The sequence below is a fragment of the Neoroseomonas terrae genome (assembly GCF_018129025.1).
In the GTDB taxonomy this organism is placed as follows: domain Bacteria; phylum Pseudomonadota; class Alphaproteobacteria; order Acetobacterales; family Acetobacteraceae; genus Neoroseomonas; species Neoroseomonas terrae.
In genome coordinates this window covers 1-25,333 of sequence record NZ_JAAEDI010000019.1, presented here as the reverse complement: position 1 = coordinate 25,333, position 25,333 = coordinate 1, and the positions used below count along the sequence as shown (strand labels likewise).

At 70.3% G+C, this 25,333-nt stretch carries 17 protein-coding genes and 1 pseudogene; 5 read left to right on the top strand and 13 right to left on the bottom strand.

Features of this window, described 5'->3' with window-relative positions:
* Positions 1–21: 21 nt before the first annotated feature.
* From GXW78_RS17720 to GXW78_RS17690, 7 genes are all read right to left on the bottom strand, one after another.
* On the bottom strand, positions 22–735 hold the full coding sequence (locus tag GXW78_RS17720; RefSeq protein ID WP_211870177.1) for a metallophosphoesterase: 714 nt from the start codon (positions 733–735) through the stop codon (positions 22–24).
* Positions 732–1,613 carry an ABC transporter permease gene (locus GXW78_RS17715; protein WP_211870176.1) on the bottom strand — a complete coding sequence of 294 codons (882 nt, stop codon included), beginning with the start codon at positions 1,611–1,613 and terminating at the stop codon, positions 732–734. Before GXW78_RS17715 ends, GXW78_RS17720 begins: the two co-directional genes overlap by 4 nt.
* On the bottom strand, positions 1,610–2,287 hold the full coding sequence (locus GXW78_RS17710) for a hypothetical protein (protein ID WP_211870175.1): 678 nt from the start codon (positions 2,285–2,287) through the stop codon (positions 1,610–1,612). Before GXW78_RS17710 ends, GXW78_RS17715 begins: the two co-directional genes overlap by 4 nt.
* Positions 2,284–3,231, bottom strand: coding sequence for an ABC transporter permease (locus GXW78_RS17705; protein ID WP_211870174.1), 948 nt, complete (start codon positions 3,229–3,231; stop codon positions 2,284–2,286). Before GXW78_RS17705 ends, GXW78_RS17710 begins: the two co-directional genes overlap by 4 nt.
* Positions 3,232–4,740, bottom strand: coding sequence for an ABC transporter substrate-binding protein (locus GXW78_RS17700; RefSeq protein WP_211870173.1), 1,509 nt, complete (start codon positions 4,738–4,740; stop codon positions 3,232–3,234).
* On the bottom strand, positions 4,737–5,792 hold the full coding sequence (locus tag GXW78_RS17695; RefSeq protein ID WP_211870172.1) for an ABC transporter ATP-binding protein: 1,056 nt from the start codon (positions 5,790–5,792) through the stop codon (positions 4,737–4,739). Before GXW78_RS17695 ends, GXW78_RS17700 begins: the two co-directional genes overlap by 4 nt.
* Before the next feature lie 80 nt (positions 5,793–5,872).
* Positions 5,873–7,036: a GTP-binding protein gene (locus GXW78_RS17690; protein WP_338147774.1), complete on the bottom strand. Its 1,164-nt coding sequence runs from the start codon at positions 7,034–7,036 to the stop codon at positions 5,873–5,875.
* 158 nt (positions 7,037–7,194) lie between these two features.
* Between GXW78_RS17690 and GXW78_RS17685 the strand changes: the two genes are divergently transcribed.
* The 4 genes from GXW78_RS17685 (at position 7,195) to GXW78_RS17670 (ending at position 16,831) form a co-directional block, all read left to right on the top strand.
* A complete protein-coding gene (locus tag GXW78_RS17685; protein ID WP_211870170.1) occupies positions 7,195–9,336 on the top strand; it encodes a peptidase domain-containing ABC transporter in 2,142 nt (713 codons plus the stop codon).
* Entirely contained in the window at positions 9,333–10,703 is a 1,371-nt protein-coding gene (locus GXW78_RS17680) for an HlyD family type I secretion periplasmic adaptor subunit (RefSeq protein WP_211870169.1), read from the top strand. Before GXW78_RS17685 ends, GXW78_RS17680 begins: the two co-directional genes overlap by 4 nt.
* Before the next feature lie 22 nt (positions 10,704–10,725).
* Positions 10,726–16,470 (top strand): DUF4082 domain-containing protein, encoded by a 5,745-nt coding sequence (locus GXW78_RS17675; protein ID WP_211870168.1) that lies wholly within the window; start codon positions 10,726–10,728, stop codon positions 16,468–16,470.
* Between the two features lie 76 nt (positions 16,471–16,546).
* Complete coding sequence (locus GXW78_RS17670) at positions 16,547–16,831, top strand: hypothetical protein (protein ID WP_211870167.1); 285 nt, start codon at positions 16,547–16,549, stop codon at positions 16,829–16,831.
* 22 nt (positions 16,832–16,853) lie between these two features.
* On the opposite strand, the gene asnB is transcribed toward GXW78_RS17670, so the two are convergent.
* Complete coding sequence (asnB, locus tag GXW78_RS17665; protein WP_211870166.1) at positions 16,854–18,782, bottom strand: asparagine synthase (glutamine-hydrolyzing); 1,929 nt, start codon at positions 18,780–18,782, stop codon at positions 16,854–16,856.
* Here asnB and GXW78_RS17660 point away from each other — a divergent pair.
* The gene (locus GXW78_RS17660) at positions 18,693–19,133 is read left to right on the top strand and encodes a hypothetical protein (protein WP_211870292.1); all 441 of its coding nucleotides are present in this window, start codon (positions 18,693–18,695) and stop codon (positions 19,131–19,133) included. The genes asnB and GXW78_RS17660 overlap by 90 nt on opposite strands.
* On the opposite strand, the gene GXW78_RS17655 is transcribed toward GXW78_RS17660, so the two are convergent.
* The 5 genes and pseudogenes from GXW78_RS17655 to GXW78_RS17635 all read right to left on the bottom strand — a co-directional run.
* A complete protein-coding gene (locus GXW78_RS17655; protein WP_211870165.1) occupies positions 19,113–20,105 on the bottom strand; it encodes an NAD-dependent epimerase/dehydratase family protein in 993 nt (330 codons plus the stop codon). The two genes, GXW78_RS17660 and GXW78_RS17655, sit on opposite strands and share 21 nt — an antisense overlap.
* A 75-nt stretch (positions 20,106–20,180) precedes the next feature.
* Complete coding sequence (locus tag GXW78_RS17650; protein WP_211870164.1) at positions 20,181–20,900, bottom strand: PEP-CTERM sorting domain-containing protein; 720 nt, start codon at positions 20,898–20,900, stop codon at positions 20,181–20,183.
* Positions 20,901–21,116: 216 nt separating this feature from the next.
* Positions 21,117–23,213, bottom strand: a complete 2,097-nt coding sequence (locus GXW78_RS17645) for a hypothetical protein (RefSeq protein WP_211870163.1) — start codon at positions 23,211–23,213, stop codon at positions 21,117–21,119.
* The gene (locus tag GXW78_RS17640) at positions 23,210–24,421 is read right to left on the bottom strand and encodes a glycosyltransferase (protein ID WP_338147773.1); all 1,212 of its coding nucleotides are present in this window, start codon (positions 24,419–24,421) and stop codon (positions 23,210–23,212) included. Before GXW78_RS17640 ends, GXW78_RS17645 begins: the two co-directional genes overlap by 4 nt.
* Before the next feature lie 14 nt (positions 24,422–24,435).
* Positions 24,436–25,333 (bottom strand): annotated as a pseudogene (locus tag GXW78_RS17635) (hypothetical protein); the annotation flags it as partial.

Sequence of the window (25,333 nt, the reverse complement as noted above, 5' to 3'; positions counted from 1 at the left end):
GGTGGCGCGGCGTGCGCCGCGTCACGCCTGGAGAAAGCCGACCCGGTCGCCTTCGAACACGCCGCAGGTCAGCGGCCCGCCGGACCATGCCGCGGTATCCAGGCAGATGCGGTTGTCGCGGACCACGGGCTGGAAGCCGGCGGTGTGCCCATGCACCACCACCATGCCGTGGTCGCGTTCCGAACCCAGGAAGTCGTGGCGGATGCGCAGCATGTCCTCGCGCGACTGGTCTTCCAGCGCGATGCCGGGGCGGATGCCGGCATGGACGAAGAGATACCCGCCTTCCTGGTGATGCAAATGCAGCCGGCGGAAGAAGCGCATCTGCGGCGCGGTGAAGTGGTCGGGCCAGGTCGCCTGCGTCGCGTCTCCGGCGATGCCCCAGGAATCGAGCGTGGCGCGCCCGCCGCCCCAAAGCCAGTCGGCCGCGGCCGCGCCGTCGCCGTCGAGCGCGGCGAGCATGGTCTCCTCGTGGTTGCCCGTGAGGTTCAGCATCTCGACGCCCGGTACCGGGTCCTCGTCGAGCAGGTAGTCCACCACGGCGCGGCTGTCGCCGCCCTTGTCCACGTAGTCCCCGAGATGCAGCAGCAGCGCCGAGCCGACCGGGCGGGCGCGCAGGTCGGCCGCGATCTGCCCATGCAGGTCCCGCAGCTTGGCGATGGAACCGTGGATGTCGCCGATGACGTAGAGACGTCGGCCGCGCGGCAGGGCGGCGGGAGCTTGCCGGAGTTCGATCATGATTTCTCGGAGCGGGGGTCGAGCGCGTCGCGCAACCCGTCGCCCATCAGGTTGAAGGCCAGGACAACGACCATGATGGTAACCCCGGGAAAGATCGACAGCCAGGGTGCCTGGGTGAGGAAACGCTGGGACGAGTTCAGCATCGACCCCCAGGACGGGTCGGGCGGCTGCTGGCCGAGGCCGAGGAAGGAGAGCGCGGCCTCGGCGATGATCGCCTCGGCGATGGCCAGCGTCGCCTGCACCAGCAGCGGGGGAATGATATTGGGGAGGACATGCACGAAGGCGGTGCGCCAGGGCGGGTTGCCGAGGGCGCGGGAGGCCTCGATCCAGTCGGTGGATTTCGCGTCGAGCGTCATGCCACGCGAGAGGCGCACGAAGACGGGACTCGCAGTGATTGCGATGGCGAGCATCGCGTTCTCGAGCGCCGGGCCGAGGAAGGCGGCGAGCGCGATGGCGAGAATCAGGAACGGCACGGACAGCATCGCATCCGCGATGCGGGAGATGATGGCGTCCACCCATCCGCCGGCGAGTCCGGCCAGCAGGCCGAGCGGCACGCCAATCACCAGCGCACCGAGTACCGAGACGACGCCGGCCATGAGCGACGCCCGCGCACCCCAGATGACACGGGAGAGGACGTCCCGACCGTTCTCGTCCGTGCCCATCCAGAACTCCCAGGACGGCGGCCGACGGATGCGCGACCAGGAGGTCTGGAGCGGGTCATAGGGCGCGATCACCGGGGCGAGGATCGCGACCAGGATGAAGGCGACGACGATGACCAGGCCGAAGACGGCCAGGCGGTGGCGCAGGAAGCGGCGAAGGGCGCGACGGCCTGGGCTCTCCCCGGCTGCGGTCGCGACGGCGGGGGATGTGGCGCTCATGGCCGCGGCAGCCCGCGTTCGAGGTCGGCCATCCGGCGGATGCGCCGCGGCCAATGCGCTGCCCACCAGCGGAAGGCGAGCCAGCTTAGCCAGATCGCCAGGCCCCCCGTGACCAGGGGCGCGATCCAGCGATCGCCCCCCTGCTCCGGCGATAGCATGGTGACGAGGCAGACCGTGATCATGGTGGCGGCCATGCCCCCGGCTACGGCACAGGAGAGGATTGCCCACCCCCAGCCCGATCCCGTCGCGATGCCGTCCTGCCGGCCGCATGCTGCGAGCCGGGCGGCCAGCCCCCGCACGAAGCCGGCATAGCCGAACCCCTTCGCCACCGCGTCGGAAGCGTCGGGCAACGGGCGCAGCAGGAAGGTCTCGGCGGGATCGCGGAGGAACAGCCGCAGCTGGGGTTCGTCGCGGCGCTGCACATGGAGCACGCCGACCCGAAGCCCCACCACACGGGCGAGCGGAATCATGCTGTCGCGGCCCTCATTGCCCAACAGACCGATCGCATCCTTCAGCAGCACGACGACGACGCGCTCGCCGCGCACCCCGTGCCGACGTAGCGCCATCGTGGTGTCCAGCGCGAAGCTCGGGCAGGAGCCGGGCGGCACCCGCCAGGTGATGAGATCCTCTTCCGTCCCCTCCCCCGGTGCGAGATGGCCCATCGCTGAGCTCATGCCTGCCTCAGACGCGGGTTGATGGCCATGTACAGCATGTCCGTCAGCAGGGAGAGCAGGACGAAGATCAGCGCCGTCGCCATCACCACCCCCTGCACGACCGGATAGTCGCGGTTGAACACCGCATCGACGATCAGCTTGCCGAAGCCCGGGATGGTGAAGATCTGTTCCGTCAGCACCGCGCCGGCGAGCAGCCGGCCGAATTCGATGGCGCCTAGCGTGACGACGGGGATCAGCGCGTTGCGCAGCGCGTGCTTCCAGACGACGACGCGCTCCGCCAGACCCTTGGCGCGCGCGGTGCGGACATAGTCCTGAGAGAGTGCGGTCAGCATCGCCGCGCGGGTATGGCGCATCAGCACGCCCGCGACGTTCGTGCCGAGCACGAAGGCCGGCATGATGGTGGTGGCGAGGGACTGCACCGGGTCCTCGAAGAACGGCACGTAGCCCGAGGGCGGCAGCCAGCCGAGCTCCACGCTGAACAGCAGGATCATCATGATGCCAAGCCAGAAATTCGGCGTGGAGATGCCGAACAGCGCAGTGCCGTTCGCCGCCCAGTCGGCCGGCGTGTCCTTGCGGATCGCCGAGACGATGCCGAGCGGTACGCCGATCAGGATGGCGATGATGAAGGCCATGGTGGCGAGCTGAAATGTGACCGGCAGCTTCGTCAGGATCAGTTCCGACACCGGCACGCGGATGCGCCAGGAGAAGCCGAAGTCGCCGGTCAGCACCTTGCCGATCCAGATCAGGTATTGCTGCCAGACCGGGCGGTCGAGCCCGAGTTCGGCGCGGATCTGGGCGAGCACGGCCGGGTCGCCGCGTTCCTCCCCGGCCAGGATGATAGCCGGGTCGCCGGGCATCAGCTGCTGCAGCCCGAAGATCAGGAAGGACAGGATCAGCAGGGTGGGGACGATCTGCCCCACCCTGCGCAGCAGCCAGATGCCCACTTACTGCAGCCGCATGCCCTGCAGCCGGATCATGCCGTCCGAAATCGGCCGGTAGCCGGACAGCCGCGCGGTGTGCGCCATGATGTTCTTCCGGTGCCACAGGTAGATGCGGCCGATGTCCTGCCCGAAGGCGAGGCGCAGGGCCTGGGCGTACAACTCCTTCCGCTCGTCGACGTCCAGTTCGACGCGCGCGGCATCGAGCAGGCGATCGACCTCCGGGTTGGAGTATCGGCCGTCATTCTGCCCGCCGCCGGTGCGGGTGAAGGTGTAGATGTTGCCGTCCGGATCGACGCGGCCGGACCAGCCGACGAGGTAGGTCTGGAACTCCCCGCGCGTCGCGGCCTGGAGGGAGGAGGCGAACTCCATGGCCCGCAGGGTGATCTGGAAGCCGGCCTCGGCGGCCATGGCCTGGATCACCTCCCCGACCTGGCGCAGGTCCGGGTTATTCGGCACCGTCAGCTCCACCGGGAAGGGCGTCGTCACCCCGGCCTCCCGCAGCAGGGCGCGGGCGCGGTCGACGTTGCGTTCGGTGGGTGCGAAGGCGCGGACGTGGAAGGGGTTGGCCGGCGGGAAAGGCTGCCGGGTCGGCGTGTACATCCCCTCATAGACCACCTGGTTGATGGCGGCGCGGTCGATCGCAAGTTCCAGCGCCTGGCGCACCCGCGGATCGCGGCCGAGCGGCGTGTTCGCGCGTTCGCCGTTGCCGACGTTGATCGCGAGCGACTGGTAGCCGAGCTCATCCACCGCAACGGCCCGCAGGTTGCGGTTGCGGCTGATGGTGGTCATGTCGTCGGGCTCCATCCGCTCGACGAACTCCACCGCGCCGGATTGCAGGTTGGCGAGGCGCACCGTGTTGTCCGGGATCGGCAGGTAGGTGACGCGGTTGAAGTGGATGTTCGCCGCGTCCCAGTATTCGGGGAACCGTTCGACGACGATGCGTTCCTGCGCGACGCGCTCGACGAAGCGGAACGGGCCGGCGCAGACCGGGCGGGCGCCGAAGTCGCGGCCGGCGGCCTCCGCGGCGCGAGGGCTGACGATCATGCCCGCGCGGTCGGTCAGCGCTGAGATGAAGGAGGCCGAAGGCGTCTTCAGCACGAAGCGCACGGTCAGCGGATCGACGACCTCGACGCGATCCACCTCGGAGATCTCGCTGCGGCGGAAGCTGCCCTGCATGGTCAGGTGGCGGTTGATGGAGTATCGGACCGCCTCGGCGTCCATCGCTTCCCCGTCATGGAAGCGCACATTGGGCCGCAGGGTGACGATCAGCGTCGTCGGGTTCTCCCAGCGGAAGCCGGTGGCGAGCTGGGGAACGGGTTCGAGCCGCTCGTTGATGTCGAACAGCTTGTCGCACAGCGCCATGTAGACGATGCGCCCGACATAGGTGCGCGACAGGGTCGGATCGAGGATGTCGGGGTCCTCGCGCAGGCCGATGCGCAGGTTCTGGGCCTGCACGACAGCGGGAACCAGCAACGCGGCGGCGGCCAGCGCGGCGCGGATCGTGTTCTTCATTGAGGCACTCCCGGTTGTGGGCTCGGGGCCCGGAAGAAGGATTGCAGGCGACGCAGCCTTTCGCCACCCGCAAGGCGGCCGGGGCGCGGCGCCGGCGGCGGCAGGCGGCCATCGAGGTGACAGGCGACGGCGTGCGGCGCTGCGGATAGCAACGGCACAGTCACGCGGCAGCGATCCTCGACGAAGGGGCAGCGCGTGTGGAAACGGCAGCCGGGCGGCGGGGAGATCGGCGACGGCACGTCCCCCTCGATCGGCGGTGCCTTGGTCCCGTGGCCCGGCACGGCGGCAAGCAGCGCGCGGGTGTAGGGGTGCCGGGGATCGGTCAGCACGTCCTCGGCCGGCCCCTGTTCGACGATGCGGCCGAGATACATCACGGCGACGCGGTCGGCGACATGGCGCACGACGCCCAGGTCGTGGCTGATCAGCACGAAGGTCAGGCCGAGGTCGCGGATCAGGTCCGACAGCAGGTTCACCACCTGGGCCTGCACGCTGACGTCGAGCGCGCTGACAGGCTCATCCCCCACGATCAGCTTCGGCTGGGAGGCGAGCGCGCGCGCGATGGCGATGCGCTGGCGCTGACCGCCGGAGAACTCATGCGGCCAGCGGCGCGCGAGTTCCGGCCGCAGCCCGACGCGGGACAGCAGGTCCGCCACGCGCGCGCGTTCCTGGCTGCGCGGGACGATGCCGTGGAGGCGGAGCGGCTCCGCCACCGCCTGTTCGACCGTCATGCGCGGATCGAGGCTGGCGAAGGGGTCCTGGAAGATGAGTTGCATGTGGCGCCGCCGGGCGCGAAGCGCGCCGGCCGAGAGCCGCGCCAGATCCTCCCCGCCGAAACGGACGGTGCCGCTGTCCGGGCTGATCAGGTTGAGCATCAGGCGGCCCAGGGTGGACTTGCCGCAGCCGGACTCCCCAACGATGGCGAGGGTCTCGCCTTCCTCAACGGCGAGGGAGACGCCGTCCACCGCATGCACGGCGCCGGCGCGGCGGCCCAGCGTGTCGCGGACCGGGAATCGCTTCACCACCTCGTCGAGTTGCAACAACGCCTGGCTCATCGGCCATCGGCCCCCGGGTCATCTCATCTCCCGGGTCAAGCAAGGCACGGACCAGCGATGGCGTCCACCCGCCGCGGGGCTCACGCCAGGAACGGATCGGGGAGGTCGCGCCAACCTGCCGGGCCTGTGACCATCTCGTGGTCGGTCATCAGGCAGCGGTCGAGGGCGGCGACGATCTCCGCCCGCGGCATGGCCTGGCCGATGAAGACCATCTCCTGTCGCCGGTCGCCCCACGGCTCCTGCCACTGACCGCCGAACCATCGGCGCCAGGCGTCGCCTTGGGGCCAGGTTGCGCGGGGCCGCGCGGCCCACCAGGGGCCGGCGGGGGTCAGGCGACGCTGGCCGCCGGCCAGATGCCACTGCGCCGCCCAATCGTGGCGGTTCGCCAGCCACAGCACGCCCTTGGCGCGGAGCACGCCGGGCAGCGGCGCGCGCAGCACCGCGGCGATGCGGGCCGGATGCAACGGCCGGCGAGCACGCCAGACGAAGGAGGCGATCGCGAATTCCTCGCTCTCCGGCGGGTGCTCGCCGGCCAGCGCGCGCTGCCAGCCGGCCGCGGCGCGGGCGCGCGCGGCGTCGAAGCGGCCGGTGCCGATCAGGGATGCCGGCGGCACCGCCCCGCCGACGCAGGGGATGATCATGGCGGGCGGGTTCAGCGCGGCGATCAGCGCGGCAAGGCGGCGCAGCGCCTCCGGCGGGATGAGGTCCGCCTTGTTCAGCAGGATGACGTCCGCGAACTCCACCTGGTCGGTCAGCAGATCGACAAGATGGCGCCCATCCGCCGCGCCGTTGCCCAGCCTGCGATCGGCGAGGCTGTCGCGGCTGCAATAGTCGCGCAGGAACGCGTCCGCATCGACGACAGTGACCATGGTGTCGAGCCGCGCGATATCCGCCAGCGCGTCGCCGGACGGCAGCGGCAATTCGAAGCCTGCGGCGACGGGCATCGGTTCGCTGATGCCGGTGCTCTCGATCACCAGCGCATCGAAGCGGCCGGAGCGGGCGAGTGCCGCGACCTCGGCAATCAGCTCCTCGCGCAGGGTGCAGCAGATGCAGCCATTGGTCAGCTCGACCATGTCGCCACTGCCGCGCCCCGCGGCCCCGCCGGCATCGAGCAGCGCCGCATCGATGTTGGTCTCCGCCATGTCATTGACCAGGACGGCGAGGCGCCGACCGCCGGCGTTGTCGAGCAGATGGCGCAGCACCGTCGTCTTCCCCGCGCCGAGGAAGCCGGACAGCACGGTCACCGGGAGGCGGCGGGGGGCATATTCGTTTCTATACACGTAACGATATCACTTCTCGCACACGCGCCTATGATTCGGTTTGCAGTCACGAACCGTTTCAAGCAATACATATCCATTACCGTGAAACGCAACAGAAGAAGTGTAAAGAATCGCATAATACCATGCCGGACCCGCCACGCATCACGTCACTGGAATCCCTCGCCGATGTCGCACGCCATCACGGCATGCATCTTTCGGTTGAACGGCTGCGCCGTGATTACACGCTTGGCGAGGGAGAAACCCCGGCTGCTATGATGATCCGCGTGGGCGGCGAGATCGGGCTTCGCCTCGAACACACGACCCTGTCATGGGCGGATTTGCGGGCGTTGCCGCCGACCCATCCGGTGCTCGGCCGGCTCGACAACGACAATTGGGTGGTGGTGCTCGGCGTCGCGGCGGAGGAGGACGAGGAGGCCGCGCTGGTGCGCGACCCGCTGGCCGGCGAGACGGTGCTGCGCGTGCCGCGATCCCGCTTCGAGGAGCGCTTCACCGGCGAGGCGCTGCTCGTCACGCCCGCCGCGCTGGCGGAGGAGGCACCGCGCTTCGGCCTCGCCTGGTTCGTGCCGGAGCTGTTCCGGGAACGCCGGCTGTTTGGGGAGGTCGCGCTGGCCGCGCTGTTCCTCTGCCTGCTCGGCCTGTCGGTGCCGATCTTCTTCCAGATCGTGATCGACAAGGTGCTGGTGCACCAGAGCTACGCCACCCTTCAGGTCCTGCTGGTCGGCGTGCTGCTCGCGCTGGTGTTCGACGCGGTGTTCGGCTTCCTGCGGCGCTACCTGCTGATCTACGCGACGAACCGCGTCGATATCCGCATTACGACGCGCACCTTCGCGCATTTGCTGCGGCTGCCGATCGACTTCTTCGAGCGCATGCCCGCCGGCGTCGTGGTGCGGCACCTGCAACAGGCCGGGCGGGTGCGGGAATTCCTGACGGGGCGGATGTTCCTCACCCTGCTCGACAGCATGACATTGCTCGTCTTCCTGCCGATCCTGTTCCTTTACAGCGCGCGGCTGGCACTGGTGGTGCTCGGCTTCGCGCTGGTGGCTGCACTGGTGATCGGCGCGGTCTCGGGGCCGTTCCGGCGACGCCTCGCCGCCCTGCACCGGGCGGAGGGCGAGCGACAGGCCCTGCTGGTCGAGAGCGTGCACGGCATGCGCACGCTGAAGTCGCTCGCCATGGAGCCACGGCAGCGGCAGGTGTGGGATGCGCGGTCCGCCGGCGCGGTACGCATGCGGCATGAGGTCGAGAAGGTCTCGGCGCTCGCTCAATCCGCGACCGGGTTGCTCGAGAAGTCGATGATGGTCGCCATCGTCGGCTTGGGTGCGCTGCTCGTCTTCGACGGTCAGATGACCATCGGCGCGTTGGTGGCGTTCAACATGCTGGCCGGGCGCGTCTCCGGGCCGCTGCTGCAGCTCGTCGGCATGGCGCATGAGTACCAGGACGTCGCCATGTCCGTGCGCATGCTCGGAGAGGTGATGGGGGCGGAGCCGGAACGCGCCGGCCGTGGCCAGGGGATCACCCCGCCGATCGACGGCGCCCTGGCCTTCGAGGGCGTCAGCTTCCGCTACCCGAACACCGCGGCGCCGGCGCTGGACGATGTCAGCTTCCAGATCGCGGCCGGCGGCGTGCTTGGCATCGTCGGGCGCAGCGGGTCGGGCAAGTCTACCCTGACCAAGCTGCTCCAGGGCCTGCACACGGCCCAGGAGGGCGTGTTGCGGATCGACGGGCACGACATCCGCGAATTCGACCTCGCGCATCTGCGCCATGCGACCGGCGTGGTGCTGCAGGAGAACTTCCTGTTCCGCGGCACGGTGCGCCAGAACATCGCGGCCCCCCGACCGGACGCGCGGCCGGAGGAGATCGCCGAGGCCGCGCGGCTGGCCGGCGCCGACGAGTTCATCGAACGCCTGCCACGCGGCTTCGACACCGAGATCGAGGAAGGCGGGCAGAATCTTTCGGGCGGGCAGCGCCAGCGCCTGGCGATCGCGCGCGCCCTGATCACGCGGCCGCGACTGCTGATCCTGGACGAGGCGACGAGCGCGCTCGACCCGGAGAGCGAAGCCATCGTCCGGCGCAACCTGCGCCGCATCGCGGAAGGGCGGACGGTTCTCATCGTGTCCCACCGGCTTGCCACCCTGGTCGATGCCCACGCCATCCTCGTGATGGATCGCGGCCGGGTGGTCGATGTCGGGCGGCACGGGGAACTGCTGCAGCGCTGCACGGACTACCGCGCGCTGTGGAACCAGCAGATGCGGGTGGCGGCATGACCCCCCCGGAACTCCGCACCGTCGATGGCGGCAAGGGGCGGGACCCCTCCCCTCCCCCGCCGCCGCGCATGGCGGCCTTCCAGCCGGACGCCTCCGCGCTGGTCCAGCAGCAGCCGCGTTCCCCGGCGCGGCTCGTGCTCTACGCCGCGGCGGGGCTGATCGTGACGGCGGTGGCCTGGGCAGCGCTGTCCCAGGTGGATCGCGTGGTGGTGGCGACCGGACGGCTGACGGCGACGACGCCGAATCTTGTCGTCCAGCCCCTCGAGACCTCCGTCATCCGCGGCCTGAATGTCGCACCGGGCGACGTGGTGCGCGCCGGGCAGACCCTCGCCACGCTGGACCCGACCTTCGCGGCGGCCGACCTCGCGCAGCTTCGCGGGCGGCTGTCGGCGCGCGGGGCGCTCGCCGCCCGCCTGGAAGCGGAACTGGACGGGCGCGACTACGCCCCGGGGCCCGGGGCCGATGCCGAGGAACGGTTGCAGGCTGCCGCCTTCGCGCAGCGCAGCGCCTTCCGCCGTGCGCGGCTCGCCGAATTCGACGCGCGCATCGCTTCCACCCAGGCCTCCATCCAGACCAGCCAGCGTGACCAGGAGGTGATGGCCGTACGGCTGGATGTGCTGCGTGAGCTGGAAGGCATCCGCACACAGTTGCTCGCGACCCAGACCGGCTCGCGCGTCACGCTGCTGGAGACACGGAGCAGCCGGCTGGACCTGGAGGGGCGGCTGGAACGGCAGCGGGCCAACCTGGACGAGCTGGCCCACGACGTGCTGCGCATCCAGGCCGAGCGCCGCGCCTTCCTCGAGGATCTCCGCCAGCAGATGTTCGAGGAACTGGTGCGCGTCCGCGCCGAGCGCGACGCGAGCCAGGAAGAGCTCGCGAAGGCGGAGCTGCGCCGCAGCATGGTGGTGCTGACCGCGCCAACCGATGCGGTGGTGCTGGAAGTCGCTGCCCGCTCGGTCGGCTCGGTGGTGCGGGAGGCCGAGGCGCTGTTCACGCTGGTGCCCACGGACGCGGTGCTCGAGGCCGAGCTGACCATCGCGCCGGCCGATGTCGGGCGGCTCGCCGTCGGGCAGCGCGTGCGGCTGAAGCTCGACGCCTTTCCCTATCAGGAACATGGCAGCACGGACGGCCACCTGCGGACGATCAGCGAGGGCGCCTTCCCGCGCGACCGCGAGAATGGCGGCGAGACCGCCTATCGCGGCCGCGTCGCATTCGAGGACGTCGCGTTGCGCGGCGTGCCTGCGCCGGTCCGCCTGATGCCGGGCATGACGCTGGTGGGCGAGGTGCAGGTCGGGCGCCGCAACCTGCTCGCCTATTTCGCCTACCCCCTCCTGCGCGGGCTCGACGAGAGCCTGCGCGAGCCGTGACCCCTGTCGCCGGAGACCGAGCATGTCCACGACCACGACGACACCCGGTTCCAGCCTGATCCCCCCGCTCTACGATCCGGGTCTGGAACCGCTTGGCAGTCCGCAGGGCGAGATGTTCATCCGCGGGGTGAGCGACGTTGTGCGCTTCAGCTCGCCGGCGGCGTCCATCACGGGGACGTTCCAGCCAATGACGGCCGCCGCAGCATCAGAGGCGCCACCGGCTGCCGGCGACCTCCAGGCGGCATCGACGATGTCGAGCTTCTCGGTTCAGGCGCCGACGATGTCGAGCTCGTCGATTCAGGCCGCCGCGGTCGGTCCGAACGCCATCGTGCTCGAGAACATGAAGCAGGGCACGCCGCAGAGCGTATGGGACCTACAGGGGCCCGCCTCGAACAACATCGAGGGCTTCACCACCGACATCAGCTACAATCTCGGGCAGACGGTCAGCTTCAAGATCAACACGAATACCAGCGACTACCGGATCGAGATCTATCGCCTCGGCTACTACGGCGGCGATGGCGCGCGGCTGATGGGCACGTTCGACCACCAGGGTGGCGTCGTGCTTCAGCCGGGGGCGCTGTACGACGCCGCGACGGGGATGGTGGATGCCGGCAACTGGTCGGTGACCGATACCTGGCAGGTCCCGATGGATGCGGTCTCGGGCATCTACATCGCGAAGCTCGTGCGGGAGGACGGCACCTTCGGGGAGAATCACGTCCCCTTCATCGTCCGCAATGATGCCGCGCCGAGCGACATCGTCTTCCAGACCGCAGACAGCACCTGGCACGCCTACAATGGCTGGGGCGGAGCGAATGTCTATGGCGGCAACGGGCCGGGCGGGGATACCGCGCCCGGCCGCGCCTTCGCCGTCAGCTACAACCGCCCGATCGTCACGCGGGACAGCATCGGCACCTATTCCGGGCCGCAGGACTTCATCTTCGGTGCGGAGTATTCGGCCGTCCGCTGGCTGGAGGCGAATGGCTACGACGTCTCCTACATCTCGGGCATCGATGCGGCGCGCAACGGCGCTGGCCTGCTCGACCACAAGATCTACCTGACGGTCGGCCATGACGAATACTGGTCCGGCCAGCAGCGCGCCAATGTCGAGGCCGCGCGGGATGCCGGCGTCAGCCTGGCCTTCCTCAGCGGCAACTCGGTCTACTGGAAGACGCGCTGGGAAGCGTCGATCGACGGCAGCGAGACCGACTACCGCACCATGGTCGTCTACAAGGAGACACGGGCGGGATCGAAAATCGACCCTAGCGACGAGTGGACCGGCACCTGGCGCGACCTGAGCTACGACCCCGCCCTTGGCGGGCACGGACCGGAAAACGCGCTGCAGGGCACGCAGTTCAGCGTCGACAGCTACCGGCTCGACACCATCCAGATCCCGTATTCGATGACCCAGCTCCGCTTCTGGCGGAACACCGAGGTGGCGGAGACACGGCCGGGCGAGACGGCCGAGCTCGTGCGGAACCTGCTCGGCTACGAGTGGGACAGCGCGCCGGACAATTCCTTCACGCCGGACGGGCTGATCCGGCTGTCGCATTCGGCCGTCGCGGTGAACCAGCTTCTTTACGACTACGGCACCTCGGTCGGCCCGGGCATCGCGACCCACAACCTGACGCTGTACCGGGCGGCGAGCGGCGCGCTCGTCTTCGGCGCGGGCACCGTCTACTGGTCCTGGGGCCTCGATTCCAACCATGACCTCGAGGTCACGCCGACCGACGCGAACGTCCAGCAGGCGATGGTGAACCTGTTCGCCGACATGGGCGTGCAGGCGCAGACGCTGCAGGCGGGGCTGGCGCCGGCGACGGCCTCGATCGACTTCACCGCGCCGACCTCGACGATGAATGCCATCGCGGGGCAGGTGATCGAAGGCCAGCGCGTCACGCTGACCGGCAACATGGCGGATATCGGCGGGCGCGTCGCAGCGGTCGAGGTCTCCACCGATGGCGGGACATCCTGGTGGGCGGCGACCTTCGATAGTGTGGCGGGCACCTGGTCCTACCAGTGGCGGGCACCGGAGGCTGGCAGCTACCAGCTTCTCGCCCGTTCGGTCGATGACAGCCTGAACATGGGCTTTGCCAGCGCAGCGCGGACCGTGACGGTCGGCGAGGCCAGCCAGGTCAGCCTTTTCGCGCCCGACGAGACGCCGCCGCCCCTGCCGGAGAACTGGGACCCGTCGCAGGTCGCGGTGTGCTGCAACGTCTGCGTCGTGCACGTCTTCGGCCCGACCGAGGTGGGCGTGAAGTTCGCCGCGGAGCGCAGCGGCACCATCTCCTCCATCCGCTTTTACAAGGATGAGCGCAACACCGGGCCGCATGTGGCCAAGCTGTGGTCGGCGGATGGTACGCTGCTCGCGACCGGGACCTTCACCAACGAGACCGGCAGCGGCTGGCAGCAGGTCAACTTCGCCCAGCCGGTCACCATTGCGGCGGGCACCGTCTATGTCGCCTCCTACAGCACGACGACGGGCATCTACCTCGCCGCCCATGGCAGCCATTTTGCCGAGGCGCATCAGAGCGGCCCGCTGACAGGGCTGCGCAGCGACTGGATGACCGGGCCGAACGGCGTGATCGGCGCCGCCGGCGCCTTCCCGGGCGGGCCGGTGCAGGCCGCGATGAACTACTGGGTCGACGTCGTGTTCAATCCGAACTCGGCGGTGGGCAACACGGCCCCGGTCGCCGCCGCCGACCCGACCCTGAGGACCGAGCGCGGCGCGCGCATGGCGATCGCGGCGGCGACGCTGCTCGGCAACGACAGCGACGCCAATGGCGACCCCCTGTCCATCCTGTCGGTATCCGGCGCGACGAACGGCACGGTAAGCTGGGACTACTACCGCCAGATCGTGACCTTCACGCCGGATCAGAGCTTCGTCGGCCAGGCGGGCTTCACCTACACGATGACGGACGGGCGCGGCGGCACCTCGCAGGCCGTCGTCACCGTCGCGGTCCAGGAACCGCCCTATCGCGTCGGCCTGTTCGGTGCGGCAGATGCGCCGCAATTCGTCACCACGGCCGACAGCAGCGCGGTGGAGCTGGGCGTGCGCTTCGTCGCCGCGACCGGCGGCACGGTCTCGGGCATCCGCTTCTACAAGGGCACGCAGAACACCGGGGTGCACACCGCGCATCTCTGGCGGGCGGACGGCACGCTGCTGGCGAGCGCGACCTTCAGCAGCGAGACGGCAACCGGCTGGCAACAGGTGACCTTCGCGACTCCGGTCACGCTGACGGTCGGCCAGACCTATGTCGCGAGCTATCACACGACGACGGGCTACTACGCCTCGACGCCGGGCTTCTTCCAGAACGGCCATGCCAGCGGGCCGCTCTCTGTCGCCGGCAGCGGTGGCGTCTATGCCTACGGCGCGTCGGGCAACTTCCCGACGCAGACCTACAACGCGACGAACTACTGGGTGGACGTGCTGTTCGAGCCGACGGTGACCGTCAACGTCGCGCCGATCGGCGTGGATGACAGCGGCTTCGTCGTGGCGCGCAACACGCCGCTGGTTCTCGGCGCGGCGAGTCTGCTCGGCAACGACACCGACCAGAACGGCGATACGCTGACCATCACGGGCGTCTCCGGCGCCGTCAACGGCACGGTGGCCTACGACGCAACGGCGCGGGCCGTCACTTTCACGCCGAACGCGGGCTTCGCCGGCACGGCGGGGTTCACCTACATCCTCTCCGACGGCCGCGGCGGGACATCCCAGGCGAATGTCGCGCTCGAGGTGCGTGACCTGCCTCCAATCACGACGCTGTTCCAGCCGAGTGCGACGCCCGCCGTGATGGCGGTGGAAGATAGCGGCGCCATCGAGCTCGGTATGCGCTTCAAGGTGACGCAGAACGGCAACGTCGCCGGCATCCGGTTCTACAAGGGCCTGCAGAACACGGGCGTGCATGTCGGCAAGCTGTGGTCGACCGACGGTACGCTGCTGGCCTCCGCGACCTTCGTGCAGGAAACGGGCAGCGGCTGGCAGCAGGTCTACTTCGCGCAGCCGGTCACGCTCGTCACCGGCGATACCTATGTCGTATCCTATCACACGACGGGACGGTACTCCGCGACGCCCGGCTTCTTCTCCGCCGACCACACGAACGGCGCCATCGTCGCGGAAGGCGGCGCCAACGGCGTGTACGCTTACAGCAGCGGCGGCAGCCTCCCGACGAACAGCTACAGCTCGACCAACTACTGGGTCGATGTCCTGTTCGCCGCCGGCAACACCGCACCGGTCGGCATGGACGACAGCGGTCTGATGACGCAGGGGAACACGCCGCTGGTGATCACCCTCGCCTCCCTGCTCGCCAATGACCGGGATCCGAATGGGGATGCGCTGTCGATCACGGGCATCTCGGGCGCGGTGGGCGGCACCGCCGTGCTCAACGCGCAGGCCGGCACCGTCACCTTCACGCCGGACGCCGGGTTCCTCGGGACGGCGACCTTCAGCTACACGCTCGCCGATGCCCACGGCGATGTGGGGGGGGCCTCGGTCGGCATCGATGTCGTCGATCCAGGCACCAACCTGCGCCTGTTCGATGCGCTCGACCGCCCCACGGTGGAAGCGGTGCAGGACAGCCGGGCCGTTCAGGTCGGCGTGCGCTTCACCGCCGAGCTGGGCGGAATGATCACCGGCATCCGCTTCTACAAGGGCGCGCAGAACACCGGCACGCATACCGGCAACCTGTGGACGGCAGACGGCACGCTGCTCGCCAGCGTCACCTTCACCACCGAGACGGGCAGCGGCTGGCAGCAGGCGAATTTCGCGCAGCCCGTCAGCATCACGGCCGGGCAAACCTATCTCGCATCCTATCACACGACGTCCGGCTACTACTCGGCGACCGCCGGCTACTTCAGCACACCGCACGACAACGGCGTGCTGGCGACCGCGGCGGGCGCCAACGGCGTCTTCGCCTACGGCAATGCCAGCACCTTCCCGGATGGGAGCTGGAACGCCACCAACTACTGGGTCGATGTCGTGATGGACGCCCGCAACCGCGCGCCGGTGGCCACGGACGACGCCGGTTTCTCGACGATGCACGGCGCGCCGCTCGTGCTGCCCGTCGCGGCCCTGCTCGGCAACGATCGGGATCCGGACGGGGATGCCTTCAGCCTCAGCAGCGTATCCGGTGCGAGCAACGGCAGCGTGGCCTACGATGCCCAGGCGGGCACCGTCACCTTCACGCCGCAGGCCGGCTTCACCGGAACCGCTGGCTTCTCCTACGGCATCACGGATGCGCGGGGCGGGACGGCCACGGCCTCCGTCGCCGTGGCGGTGGGGGCGCCGGCAGCTTCCGCCAGCCTGTTCGGTGCCGGCGACGTGCCAGCCATCGCCTCCGTGAACGATCCAAGCGCGCTCGAGCTCGGCATGCGCTTCCGGTCGAGCATGGACGGCTTCATCACCGGCATCCGTTTCTACAAGGGCGCGCAGAATACCGGGCCGCACACCGGCAGCCTGTGGACGGCCACGGGCACGCTGCTCGAGACCGCGACCTTCACCAATGAAACGGCCAGCGGCTGGCAGCAGGTGGAATTCGCCACGCCGGTCGCGATCACGGCCAATACCGACTACGTCGCGTCCTATCACACCCAGTCGGGCAACTACGCCGCGAATGGCGGCTACTTCAACCAGGCGCGCGAGAGCGGGCCGCTCACCGCGCCGGCCGGGAACAACGGACTGTTCGCCTATGGCGGCAGCCAGTTCCCGACCGGCTCGTGGAACTCGACCAACTACTGGGTGGACGTGGTCTTCCAGGGGCAGCTCGCGGCGTAAGCCGCGAGCCGCAAAACTGTTGCGGTGCCGATGTGTGCCGCGGAATCATGGCCGCGGGGCGAACAAGGAGCGCAGCATGCATCCCGAAATCTTTTCCGACGGCATCGGCGAGATCACCGTCAGCGGTTCGATCGTCCGGGTCGACCTGACGAGCCTGTCGCCGACGGAGCGGAACCCCGACAACACGCCGCGAGCCGTGCTGCGCCAGCGCGTGATCTTCTCGATCGAAGGCTTCGCGAATTCGGTCGATGTCATGCAGAAGGCGCTGCAGGGCCTGATCGACGCCGGGGTCGTCCGCCGCACCGATGCGGCGGCGAATGGCGCAGACCGGCGCGCGCCGGCCTCCCCCAACTTCCGATGAGGCCGCGCCCCGGCCCCGCGCGTCAGGATCGCGCGAGGGCCGGCGCGGGGTCGGCCGGGCGCGAAGCCTCGCGCTGATCCAGGAAGGCCGCGAACATCAGAAGCTGCCACAGCGGCTGCGCGTGGTCGGCCACGCCATCGGCGTGTTCCTCGGTGAGGCGCGCGATCGCCTCGCTGTCGAACAGCCCGCTGTCGAGCATCGGCGCGCTCAAAAGCTGCGCGCGCAGTTGCGGCATCCGGGTGCGGAGTTGACCGGCGATATCGGCGGCGAAACCGCGCTTGCGGCCCCACAACAATTCGCTTGGCAGCAGCGGCGCGAGCGCCTTGCGCAGAACCTGCTTGCCATGGCCGCCCTGCAGCTTCACGCGGGCCGGCAGCGCGAGGCCCCAGGCGACGAGCGAGGGATCGAGCAGCGGCGGCCGCACTTCGAGCGACGTCGCCATGCTCATCCGGTCGACCTTCACCAGGATGTCGCCGGGTAGATAGGTGTGGATGTCCGCGTACTGGGCCTGGAGCAGGCCGTCGCCGGGGTCGCACTCATCCATCAGCGCCGCGAAGCGCGCCGCCGGGTCGTGGCCGTCCAGTTCGGTTCGCAAGCGACGGGAGAGCACGCCGCGGCGGCGGTCCTCCTGCATCTTGCAGATCGTGCGGTAGTAGCCGATCGCGCTGTCGAGGCTCATCTCGGTGAGCGTCGACTTCGCGCGCAGCCAGCGCGGCGCGCCGGCCATGCGCGGATACGCGCGCGCGAGCCCGCCCAGCACGCGGCGCCGCGCGCCGGCCGGCAGATGGCGTCGCACGGCTTCCGCCAGGCTGTGCCAACGGTAGCGGCGATAGCCGGCGAACACCTCGTCCCCGCCATCCCCGGTCAGTGCCACCGTGACATGGCGGCGCGCCAGCCGCGCGACGGCAAGCGTCGGGACGGAGGAATGATCGCCGAAGGGCTCCCCGAACAGCGCGGCCTGCTCCGCAGCGGCGGCGACGTAGTCGGCCTGGCCGGGCTCGGCGGTGTGGGCAGTCCCGTAGCGGGCGGCGACCGATGCGGCGAGCGCTCGTTCGTCGCCTGCACCCTCGAAGCCGATGGTGAAGGTTGCGAGCGGCCCGGCGGCCGCACGCGCGGCCATGGCGGCAACGCCCGCGGAATCGACGCCGCCGGACAGGAAGGCGCCCAGCGGCACATCCGCCATCAGCCGCGCACGGACCGCGGCATCCAACCGCGCCGCGAGTTCGGCCGGCGCGTCATCCGGCGCGGGTCCGGCCGCGGTCGGCAGGGACCAGTATCGGCGGGGCGCGCTGTCGCCGCCGCCATCCCGACCCCGGTGAAGCAGCATGAAGTGCGCCGGCGGCAGGCGGCGGATCGCCGCATGGATCGTGGCCGGATCGGGCACGTAGCCCAGTGCCAGGAAATCATCGACCGCCGCCGGGTCGAGCCCCCGCGGCAGTTCGGGCAGCGTCAGCAGGGCCGCGGGTTCCGATGCGAAGGCCAGCGTGCCGTCGGGCAGCCAGGCGTAGTCGAGCGGCTTCTCGCCGAGCCGGTCGCGCGCCAGTAGCAGCGTGCCCCGTGCCGCATCCCACAACGCGAAGGCGAACATGCCGTCAAGCTGGTCGAGGCATCCGACGCCCCATGCCCGCCAGGCGAGCAGGATCGCTTCGGTATCCGAGCGCGTGCGGAAGCGGTGGCCGGCGGCCTCGAGCCGCGCGCGCAGCGCGTGATGGTTGTAGATCTCCCCGTTGAAGACGATGCACAGCCGCTCATCCTCGGTGAACATCGGCTGGGCGCCGCCGGCAAGATCCACGATCGCCAGCCGGCGGTGGCCAAGGCCGAGGCCCGGCGCAAGGTGAAGCCCGCTGCCATCGGGACCGCGATGCGCGATGGCATCAGTCATGCGGACCAGCCGGCGCGAGCCGGGTGGCGCACCGTCAAACGGATGGAAAAGGCCCGCGATGCCGCACATCAGGTGCCTCTTCCACAATGGATGCGGGATACTTGCCGCGGCATGTTGCTTCTCTGCATCACATTCCTCGGATACGCACAACCGGTGCTTGCGCATCCGGAATCTTCTTCCCACATCTCACGATGTGTGATTGAAATCGGAAGGATCACGCGGGAGCGACGAATCCTTTCGGGGAGGCAGGTGATCGTGAGTGGTGTTGATCGGACGAATGATCGCTTGGTAGGCGGAGCCGCAGGTTCTGTTCCTGTTGACCGCGTTGGGTGGCCGCTGGGTGCGGGGCTGATTATCGTCACGTCGGTCTTGCTCTGGGTGGTCATCATCCAGGCCGTCTCATGGCTGGGCATTCTCTAGGACGCGCAGCGGCCCGCTGCTGACCAGGCGCGGCTGACCCGCCCGGAACCAGTCGGACAGATCGATGAGGCCGCGGTCCAGCGGCATGGTGTCCGCCAGCCCGAGTTGCACGGCGGTATCGGTGCGCGATCCGACCGAGTGGCGGATCTCGCCAGCTCGCGGGGTGCCGAACCGTAGCGTCGGCGTTAGGCCCCAAGCATCTCCAAGCAGCATCGCGAGGTCACGAACGCTGGTCGCGCGGCCCGTGCAGACATTGAAGACGGGCGCGTCCGGCGCAGCGCGGCGAAGGGCGGCGACCAGTGCCGCGACGACATCGGCGACATGGACGAAGTCGCGTGTCTGCTCACCGTCGCCATGGATGTCGAGCGGTTCGCCGCGTGCCAGCCGGCCGCAGAAGATCGAGACGACGCCCGAATAGGGCGAGCGCGGATCCTGTCGTGGCCCGAACACGTTGAAGAAGCGCAGGCCGACACTGTGCAGCCCGTGCACCGCGCCGCCGGCACGCGCATGCAGCTCGCAACCCAGCTTGTCGGCGCCATAGGCCGATAGCGGGCGGGCCGGCGTCGTCTCGGCGGCGGGCAGGCTCGCCGGATCGCCATAGACGGCGGCGGAGGAGGCGTAGACGACCGGCACGGACACGCCGCGGGCCTCGCTCTCGCGCCGCGCCGCCTCGAACACGGCGACCGTACCGGACAGGTTGGTGCGATGCGTGCCCGTCCAGTCACGCACGCCACGCTCCACGGATGCGATGGCCGCCAGGTGGAAGCAGCCATCCACCCCCGCCATCGCCTCATGCAGCACATGGCAGTCGGCGATGTCGCCGACCATCAGCGCGGCACCCGGCGCGAGATTGTCGGGATGCCCGGTCGACAGGTCGTCGAGCACCAGGACGTCGTGGCCGCCGGCGAGAAGCGCGACGCAGAGATGGGAACCGATGAAACCGCAACCGCCGGTCACGAGATAGCTGGCCATGCCGCACTCCCAGACTATGGTCCGCCCCCGGATCCGATGTCGCTTCTGCTGTCGTGCCGGCCTTGCCGGCCGCGCCTATCCGGCCACCCGCCGGCCGCGCAGACGCATCGCGCAGCCGAACAGCAGGAGGGCCGTGCCGAAGACCAGCAGTGACGCGGGTTCCGGGACCGCCACGATCGGGCTCGAAACGCCGTTGATCGACGCCGTCGAGACCACCGAGGCTCCGCCGCCGCGGAACACCGCGGAGATCAGGATCGTCTCGGAGAACAGGCTGCCCGGCGGCAGGGAGATGTTCTTGGAGAAGCTCTGGCTGCCGTCACTTGTGAAGGTCTGGGACCCGATCAGCGTCGTCATGCCGAAGGCGCTGTTGCCGGCATCCATCCAGCTGCCCAGCGTCACGCTCTTCACCATATCGGTGAAGCCCAGAAAGGTCGTGCTGACGCTGCTGAGGAGCTGCGAGAGGAGCCCACCGCCGCCCGTGCTGCTCAGCCCGGTTTGCGAGAAGGCGAAAGTCAGCGTGTGCTCCCCGCTGAAGCCGAACAGGCTGCTCAGGCCGATCGAGGCCCCCGCTAGCGACGGTGAGTCGAGAACCGGCACGCCGCTGACGGCGGCACCATAGTAGAAGCGCCCGCTCGACGTGACGCCGCCGACCGCGTCAACACCCGCGGACGTCGAGGATGCGGCAACGAGCTGGTTGTCCTCGTAGACGCGGGTCAGGATCATCGGCCCCGCCGAGGCCGGCACGGCCTGGCCGGCACAGAACAGCCCCAATAGGGCAAGGGCAAGCCGCTTCATCGAATTCTCCCGTCCCCGTCCATGCAGCACCTCGGCCCCTCCGAAGCACCGACGAACCAGTCGCATCGTTCGTTACGCAAGCCGCGTGCCGCGATAGTAAGGTGTTTATTTTCCGATACTTACGGTGCTGCCGTCGTGGTCGCCGACGAAGACTGTAAAATCCGCCGACAGGACCATCCGGCTGCGCCCTGGAGCGTCCGGTGCAGGAACGGGGCCCTATCGCACACAGGCCGGTACGGCGCCTGGCACCCGCGGCCGGCCGCGCGGCACGATGCTGAGCGTGGGATCGGTGCGGTATGATTCGGGCCGCGTCGCCGGCGGCGCGGCCGCCTCAAGCCAGGCATAGGCGCGCCGCGCCTTTTCGCTGCCGAGCACATCGATCATCGCGGAGAGGCTCTGCAGGGCCCACGAGCCGTAATAGCCCGCGCTGCTGCCCCAGCCCCCACCGTTCGACCAGCCCCGGGCGACGGTGTCGGCGCCGATGCGCGCCCAGTTCCCGTGGGGGCGGCTGTTCCGTTGCGGGGGCGCGTAGGCGAGCGCATAGGCGCAGCCATCGCGCGGGTTGAAGCCCCGGTCGCCGGCGAGGAAGCGCCCGGCGATGAAGTTCTCCATCCAGGCGAGCACCGCGCGCGCGTCGGCATGACCGCGGCGTGCGGCCGCAGCGGCGGTGCTGGCCAGCATGTCCTGCTGCCAGGGGTAGAGGCGGCCGTCGTCATTGTCCGCCGGCGGGCACCAGCCATGCGCCTCGCCCTGCTCGGCGGTCCAGGCCGGGATGCGGGACCGCGCCCAGGCCCAGTTGCCGTCCTCGGCCGCCGCGACCCACGCAAGGTGCCGATCGCCCTCCGGCGTCGCCCAGCGGGAACCGCCGAGTTGCCGGAGGCTCCAGGCGGTGCCGCGCACCTGGTTGTCGCGGAACAGGTTGAAGCCTTCGCCCGGGCCCGGCCGGTCGGGAGAGCCCCGCTGCTCGGGCCAGTAGTCCATCACGCTGCGGGCAGCCTGGGCCTGCAGCCCGTCGAGGAAGGCGCGCCGGCCGGTCAGCAGGTAGGGCACGTAGGACAGGTCAGGCTGGTGGGCGAGGTCCGTGGACCATCCCGTATCGGTCGGCACCTGGATGAGCAGGCCCCGTGGCGGCGCGCGGCCCCGCGGGTCGGTCCACAGCATCGGCCAGCGCCTCGTGTCGAGCCAGCCATCGGCGGCCGGGTCCCAGAAATGCCAGGGGACGGATCCCGCCGCTTCCGCCTGGCCCATCGCATAGGCGGCGGCGCGGCGGTCACTCGAGATCAGCCAGGCGGCCTGGCTCAGCGTCGTCGGCCCGATATCCGGACGGCCGCCGGTCATCGGCATGTACTGGGTGATGCCGCGCGCCCCGAGCGGCACCGCCCAGGCCGGCGCGGCCACCGCCGCCCCGAATTCCTCCAGCACCCGGTCCGCAACCGGGATGGACCGGTCGTAGCGGGCTATCGCGCCGAGATCGGCGAGGCGTTCCGCATCGTGGCGGACATGGGGCGGGTCGGGCGCCGGCCCGCCACTAGGCCGAGCGGTCACGGCGCGCCCCCAGCCGGTGTAGAGCGGCTGGGAGACGCCTTCGGCCTTCAATGCGATGCGGTTGTCCAGCAGCAGACGCATGTCGTATTGCGCCCGCCCGCCGCCGCGCTGCATGGCAATGTCGTTGCGCAGCCAGGCATCGACGCGCAGTACGCCATCGGCCTGCAGCGTCACGTCCGCGACCAGGCGCATCGAGGTAATGCCGCCGAGCGCCGCCGGCGGTACGGCCTGCGTCACCCGCGACTGCACGGCGAGCGGACCAGCCTGCCACACGCCCTGCCCCGTCCCCGGGCTCCGCGATGCCAGGGCCAGCAGATCGCACCGCCACGGCTGCCCGCCCGGCGGCCCGACTTCCATGACCGCGTGGCGCGCCTGGAGCAGCGCCGGCGCGTCGAGCGGCGGCGGACGGGTCTGCGACGCCGTGAACAGGATGACGGCTGGCTCGCCCCGGCGCAGGCCCGGCGCCGCCAGGGCGACGACACCGAAGCGGGCGGAGCCGTCGCGATGCCGCGTCACGACGTCGAGCTGAGCAGGCAGCGGGCCCTGACCGGCCAGACGGGCGGCCAGACCCGCTCCGCGCGGCACCTGGCCCGGGGCGAAGGCGAGGCCGAAGGTGACGATGCTGCCCGCGGCCGCACCGCTGCCGTCGAGCACGATGCCGGCGACATCGCCGGGGCCGACACAGGGCGGACGCCCCTGGGCGCGGACCGGGGCGGGTATCGCCGCAGCCCCGAGGGTGCCCACCAGCAGCGCGCGTCGTCCGGTCATCGGCCGCATCCTGTCAAACGGCGGAACAGGTCGAGCTGGCCGCGCGTGGTCTCGTCCCAGCCAAAGCCCTCGGCATGGGCACGCGTCGTCGCGCGGTCGGGCGGCGCGGCCAGAAGGGCGCGCGCGGCATCGGCGATGGCGCCCGGTGTCAGGGCATCGAGCACCACGCCGGCGGCGGGCGTGCAGATCGCTTCCCGCGAGCCCCAGGCCGGGCCAGCGATGGCCGGGGTGCCGCACGCCATGGCTTCCAGCAGGACATTGGCCCAGCCCTCACGCTCCGAGGCCAGCACCAGCAGGTCCGCGGCACCGTATAGCGGCGGCAGCGCGGCGTGCGGCACCGCGCCCAGGAAGCGCACCCGGCCGCCAAGACCAAGGCGCTGCGCCTGGGCTTCCAGCGCCGCGCGGTCGGGGCCCTCCCCGGCGATGAGCAGCGTCGCCTCGGGCAAGTCGCGCAGCGCCTCGATGATGAGGTGATGGCCCTTGCGGGGGATCAGCAGGCCGACCGAGAGCAGCACCGGCCCCTGCACGCCAAGCGCGGCCCGGGCCGCCGCGCGATCCGCGGGCGGGTGGAACAGCGCCAGGTCCACGCCGTTGCGCAGTACCGTCACCTTGGCGGGATCCGCGCCGAGGGCGACGAGGCCCTCCTTCAGCCCGGCGCTGACGGCGATCAACGCGTCGGCCTTCGTGATCGCCTCGCGGATGAGCCGGCCGGGACGGCGGAAGCGCGGCAGCAGGCTGGTGTCGGAGCCGCGCGCCGTGATCGCCACCGGCAGGCCGAACTCCCGCCCCAGCCGCACCGCGACGACGCCGTCCGGGTAGAGATAGTGGGCGTCGATGGCGTCCAGGCATCGCCCTGCGGCGATCAGCCGCCGCAAGGCGATGCGGGCCGTCACCCACAGCGCGTCCGGCCCCGTGTGCATGCCGATGCGCGGCAGCGCCAGGTATCGTGGATGCAGGACCTCGATGCCGTGCCGCCGCTCCGTCCGGGGGGCAACGGCATAGCGCGCCCAGGCACCGAAGCGCGCCGCGCGGAAGGGAAACCAAGGCACGGGGGCAAGGACCGTGCTTTCGACAGGCGCGCCCGCCAGGAGATGGCGCAGCCGGGTCTCGACGAAGATGCCGTGGTTGGGCTGGCCGGCATTCGGATAGAGCGTGGTGAAGGTGAGCAGACGCAGCGTCCTGGCCGGCGCTGCCACCGGGGGCGTCACATGACCTTCCATCGTCAGCGCCCCGCGCCGAGTTGGGCGCGAAGCGCCTCGGCGATCAGCCGATCGCGGGGCGGCAGGGCGGCAACCGGCAAGGCCTCGAGCTGCCGAAGCGCTTCCAGCGGTTCGCGTCCGGCTTCCAGAGCGCGGGCGAGACGCAGCCTCGACGCCGGGTCGTCATCCGCGGCGGCGATCCGCAGCAGCGGCACGGCTCGGCGCGCATCGCCCCGGCGGAACAGGATCCAGCCGAGCGTGTCCGCCGTCTGCCGGTTCGGCATCAGGTAGTAGGCTCGCTCGGCCAGGGCCTCGGCGCGATCCTCGGGCGGCTGCGCCTCGTCGCGGGCGAGAAGCCAGGCGAGATTGTTCAGCGCGACGGCATCGAGCGGCGAGACGCGAACCGCGACGTCAAGCAGGCGGATCGCAAGCGCCCAGTCCTCCGCGGCGATAGCGAATTGCGCCCGCATGCTCAATGCCGCGGCGTCCTGCGGCTGCGCGTCCAGCCAGCGGTCGAGGACGCGCAGCGCGGCCGCGCTCTCGCCCGCAGCCTCGCGCGCCATGGCCTCGCGCAGCGCGAAGAGCGTCGCCGGCCAGCGTGCGCCGGCCTCGGCGTAAAGAGCGGCCGCCTCCTGCGGGCGGCGGGCCTGCAGCAGCAGGTCGCCATGAAGAAGCGCGACGGCGGCGGCTTCCTCCGCCTCGCCGGTGGGCAGGTCGGCGACGACCGCGAGCGCGGCCTCGATGCCGCGCTGCCGCTGCACCAGCCCGATGAGGGCACGCATCACCACCGGCTGCCGGAGCGCGGGCGGCGTGCGCAACAGGGCCTCGGCGGCCGGGGCCTGGCCGGCGGCTTCCAGCACGCGCGCCAGGCTGAGACGGGCGGGGATGGAGGCCGGATCGGCGTCGAGCGCGGCCCGGCCC

Bases quoted from the DNA above. Each gene is read 5' to 3' on its own strand.
- GXW78_RS17720 (WP_211870177.1), bottom strand. From the start codon at position 735: ATGATCGAACTCCGGCAAGCTCCCGCCGCCCTGCCGCGCGGCCGACGT.
- GXW78_RS17715 (WP_211870176.1), bottom strand. From the start codon at position 1,613: ATGAGCGCCACATCCCCCGCCGTCGCGACCGCAGCCGGGGAGAGCCCA.
- GXW78_RS17710 (WP_211870175.1), bottom strand. From the start codon at position 2,287: ATGAGCTCAGCGATGGGCCATCTCGCACCGGGGGAGGGGACGGAAGAG.
- GXW78_RS17700 (WP_211870173.1), bottom strand. From the start codon at position 4,740: ATGAAGAACACGATCCGCGCCGCGCTGGCCGCCGCCGCGTTGCTGGTT.
- GXW78_RS17695 (WP_211870172.1), bottom strand. From the start codon at position 5,792: ATGAGCCAGGCGTTGTTGCAACTCGACGAGGTGGTGAAGCGATTCCCG.
- GXW78_RS17685 (WP_211870170.1), top strand. From the start codon at position 7,195: ATGCCGGACCCGCCACGCATCACGTCACTGGAATCCCTCGCCGATGTC.
- GXW78_RS17680 (WP_211870169.1), top strand. From the start codon at position 9,333: ATGACCCCCCCGGAACTCCGCACCGTCGATGGCGGCAAGGGGCGGGAC.
- GXW78_RS17675 (WP_211870168.1), top strand. From the start codon at position 10,726: ATGTCCACGACCACGACGACACCCGGTTCCAGCCTGATCCCCCCGCTC.
- GXW78_RS17670 (WP_211870167.1), top strand. From the start codon at position 16,547: ATGCATCCCGAAATCTTTTCCGACGGCATCGGCGAGATCACCGTCAGC.
- GXW78_RS17660 (WP_211870292.1), top strand. From the start codon at position 18,693: ATGCGCGATGGCATCAGTCATGCGGACCAGCCGGCGCGAGCCGGGTGG.
- asnB (WP_211870166.1), bottom strand. From the start codon at position 18,782: ATGTGCGGCATCGCGGGCCTTTTCCATCCGTTTGACGGTGCGCCACCC.
- GXW78_RS17655 (WP_211870165.1), bottom strand. From the start codon at position 20,105: ATGGCCAGCTATCTCGTGACCGGCGGTTGCGGTTTCATCGGTTCCCAT.
- GXW78_RS17650 (WP_211870164.1), bottom strand. From the start codon at position 20,900: ATGAAGCGGCTTGCCCTTGCCCTATTGGGGCTGTTCTGTGCCGGCCAG.
- GXW78_RS17645 (WP_211870163.1), bottom strand. From the start codon at position 23,213: ATGACCGGACGACGCGCGCTGCTGGTGGGCACCCTCGGGGCTGCGGCG.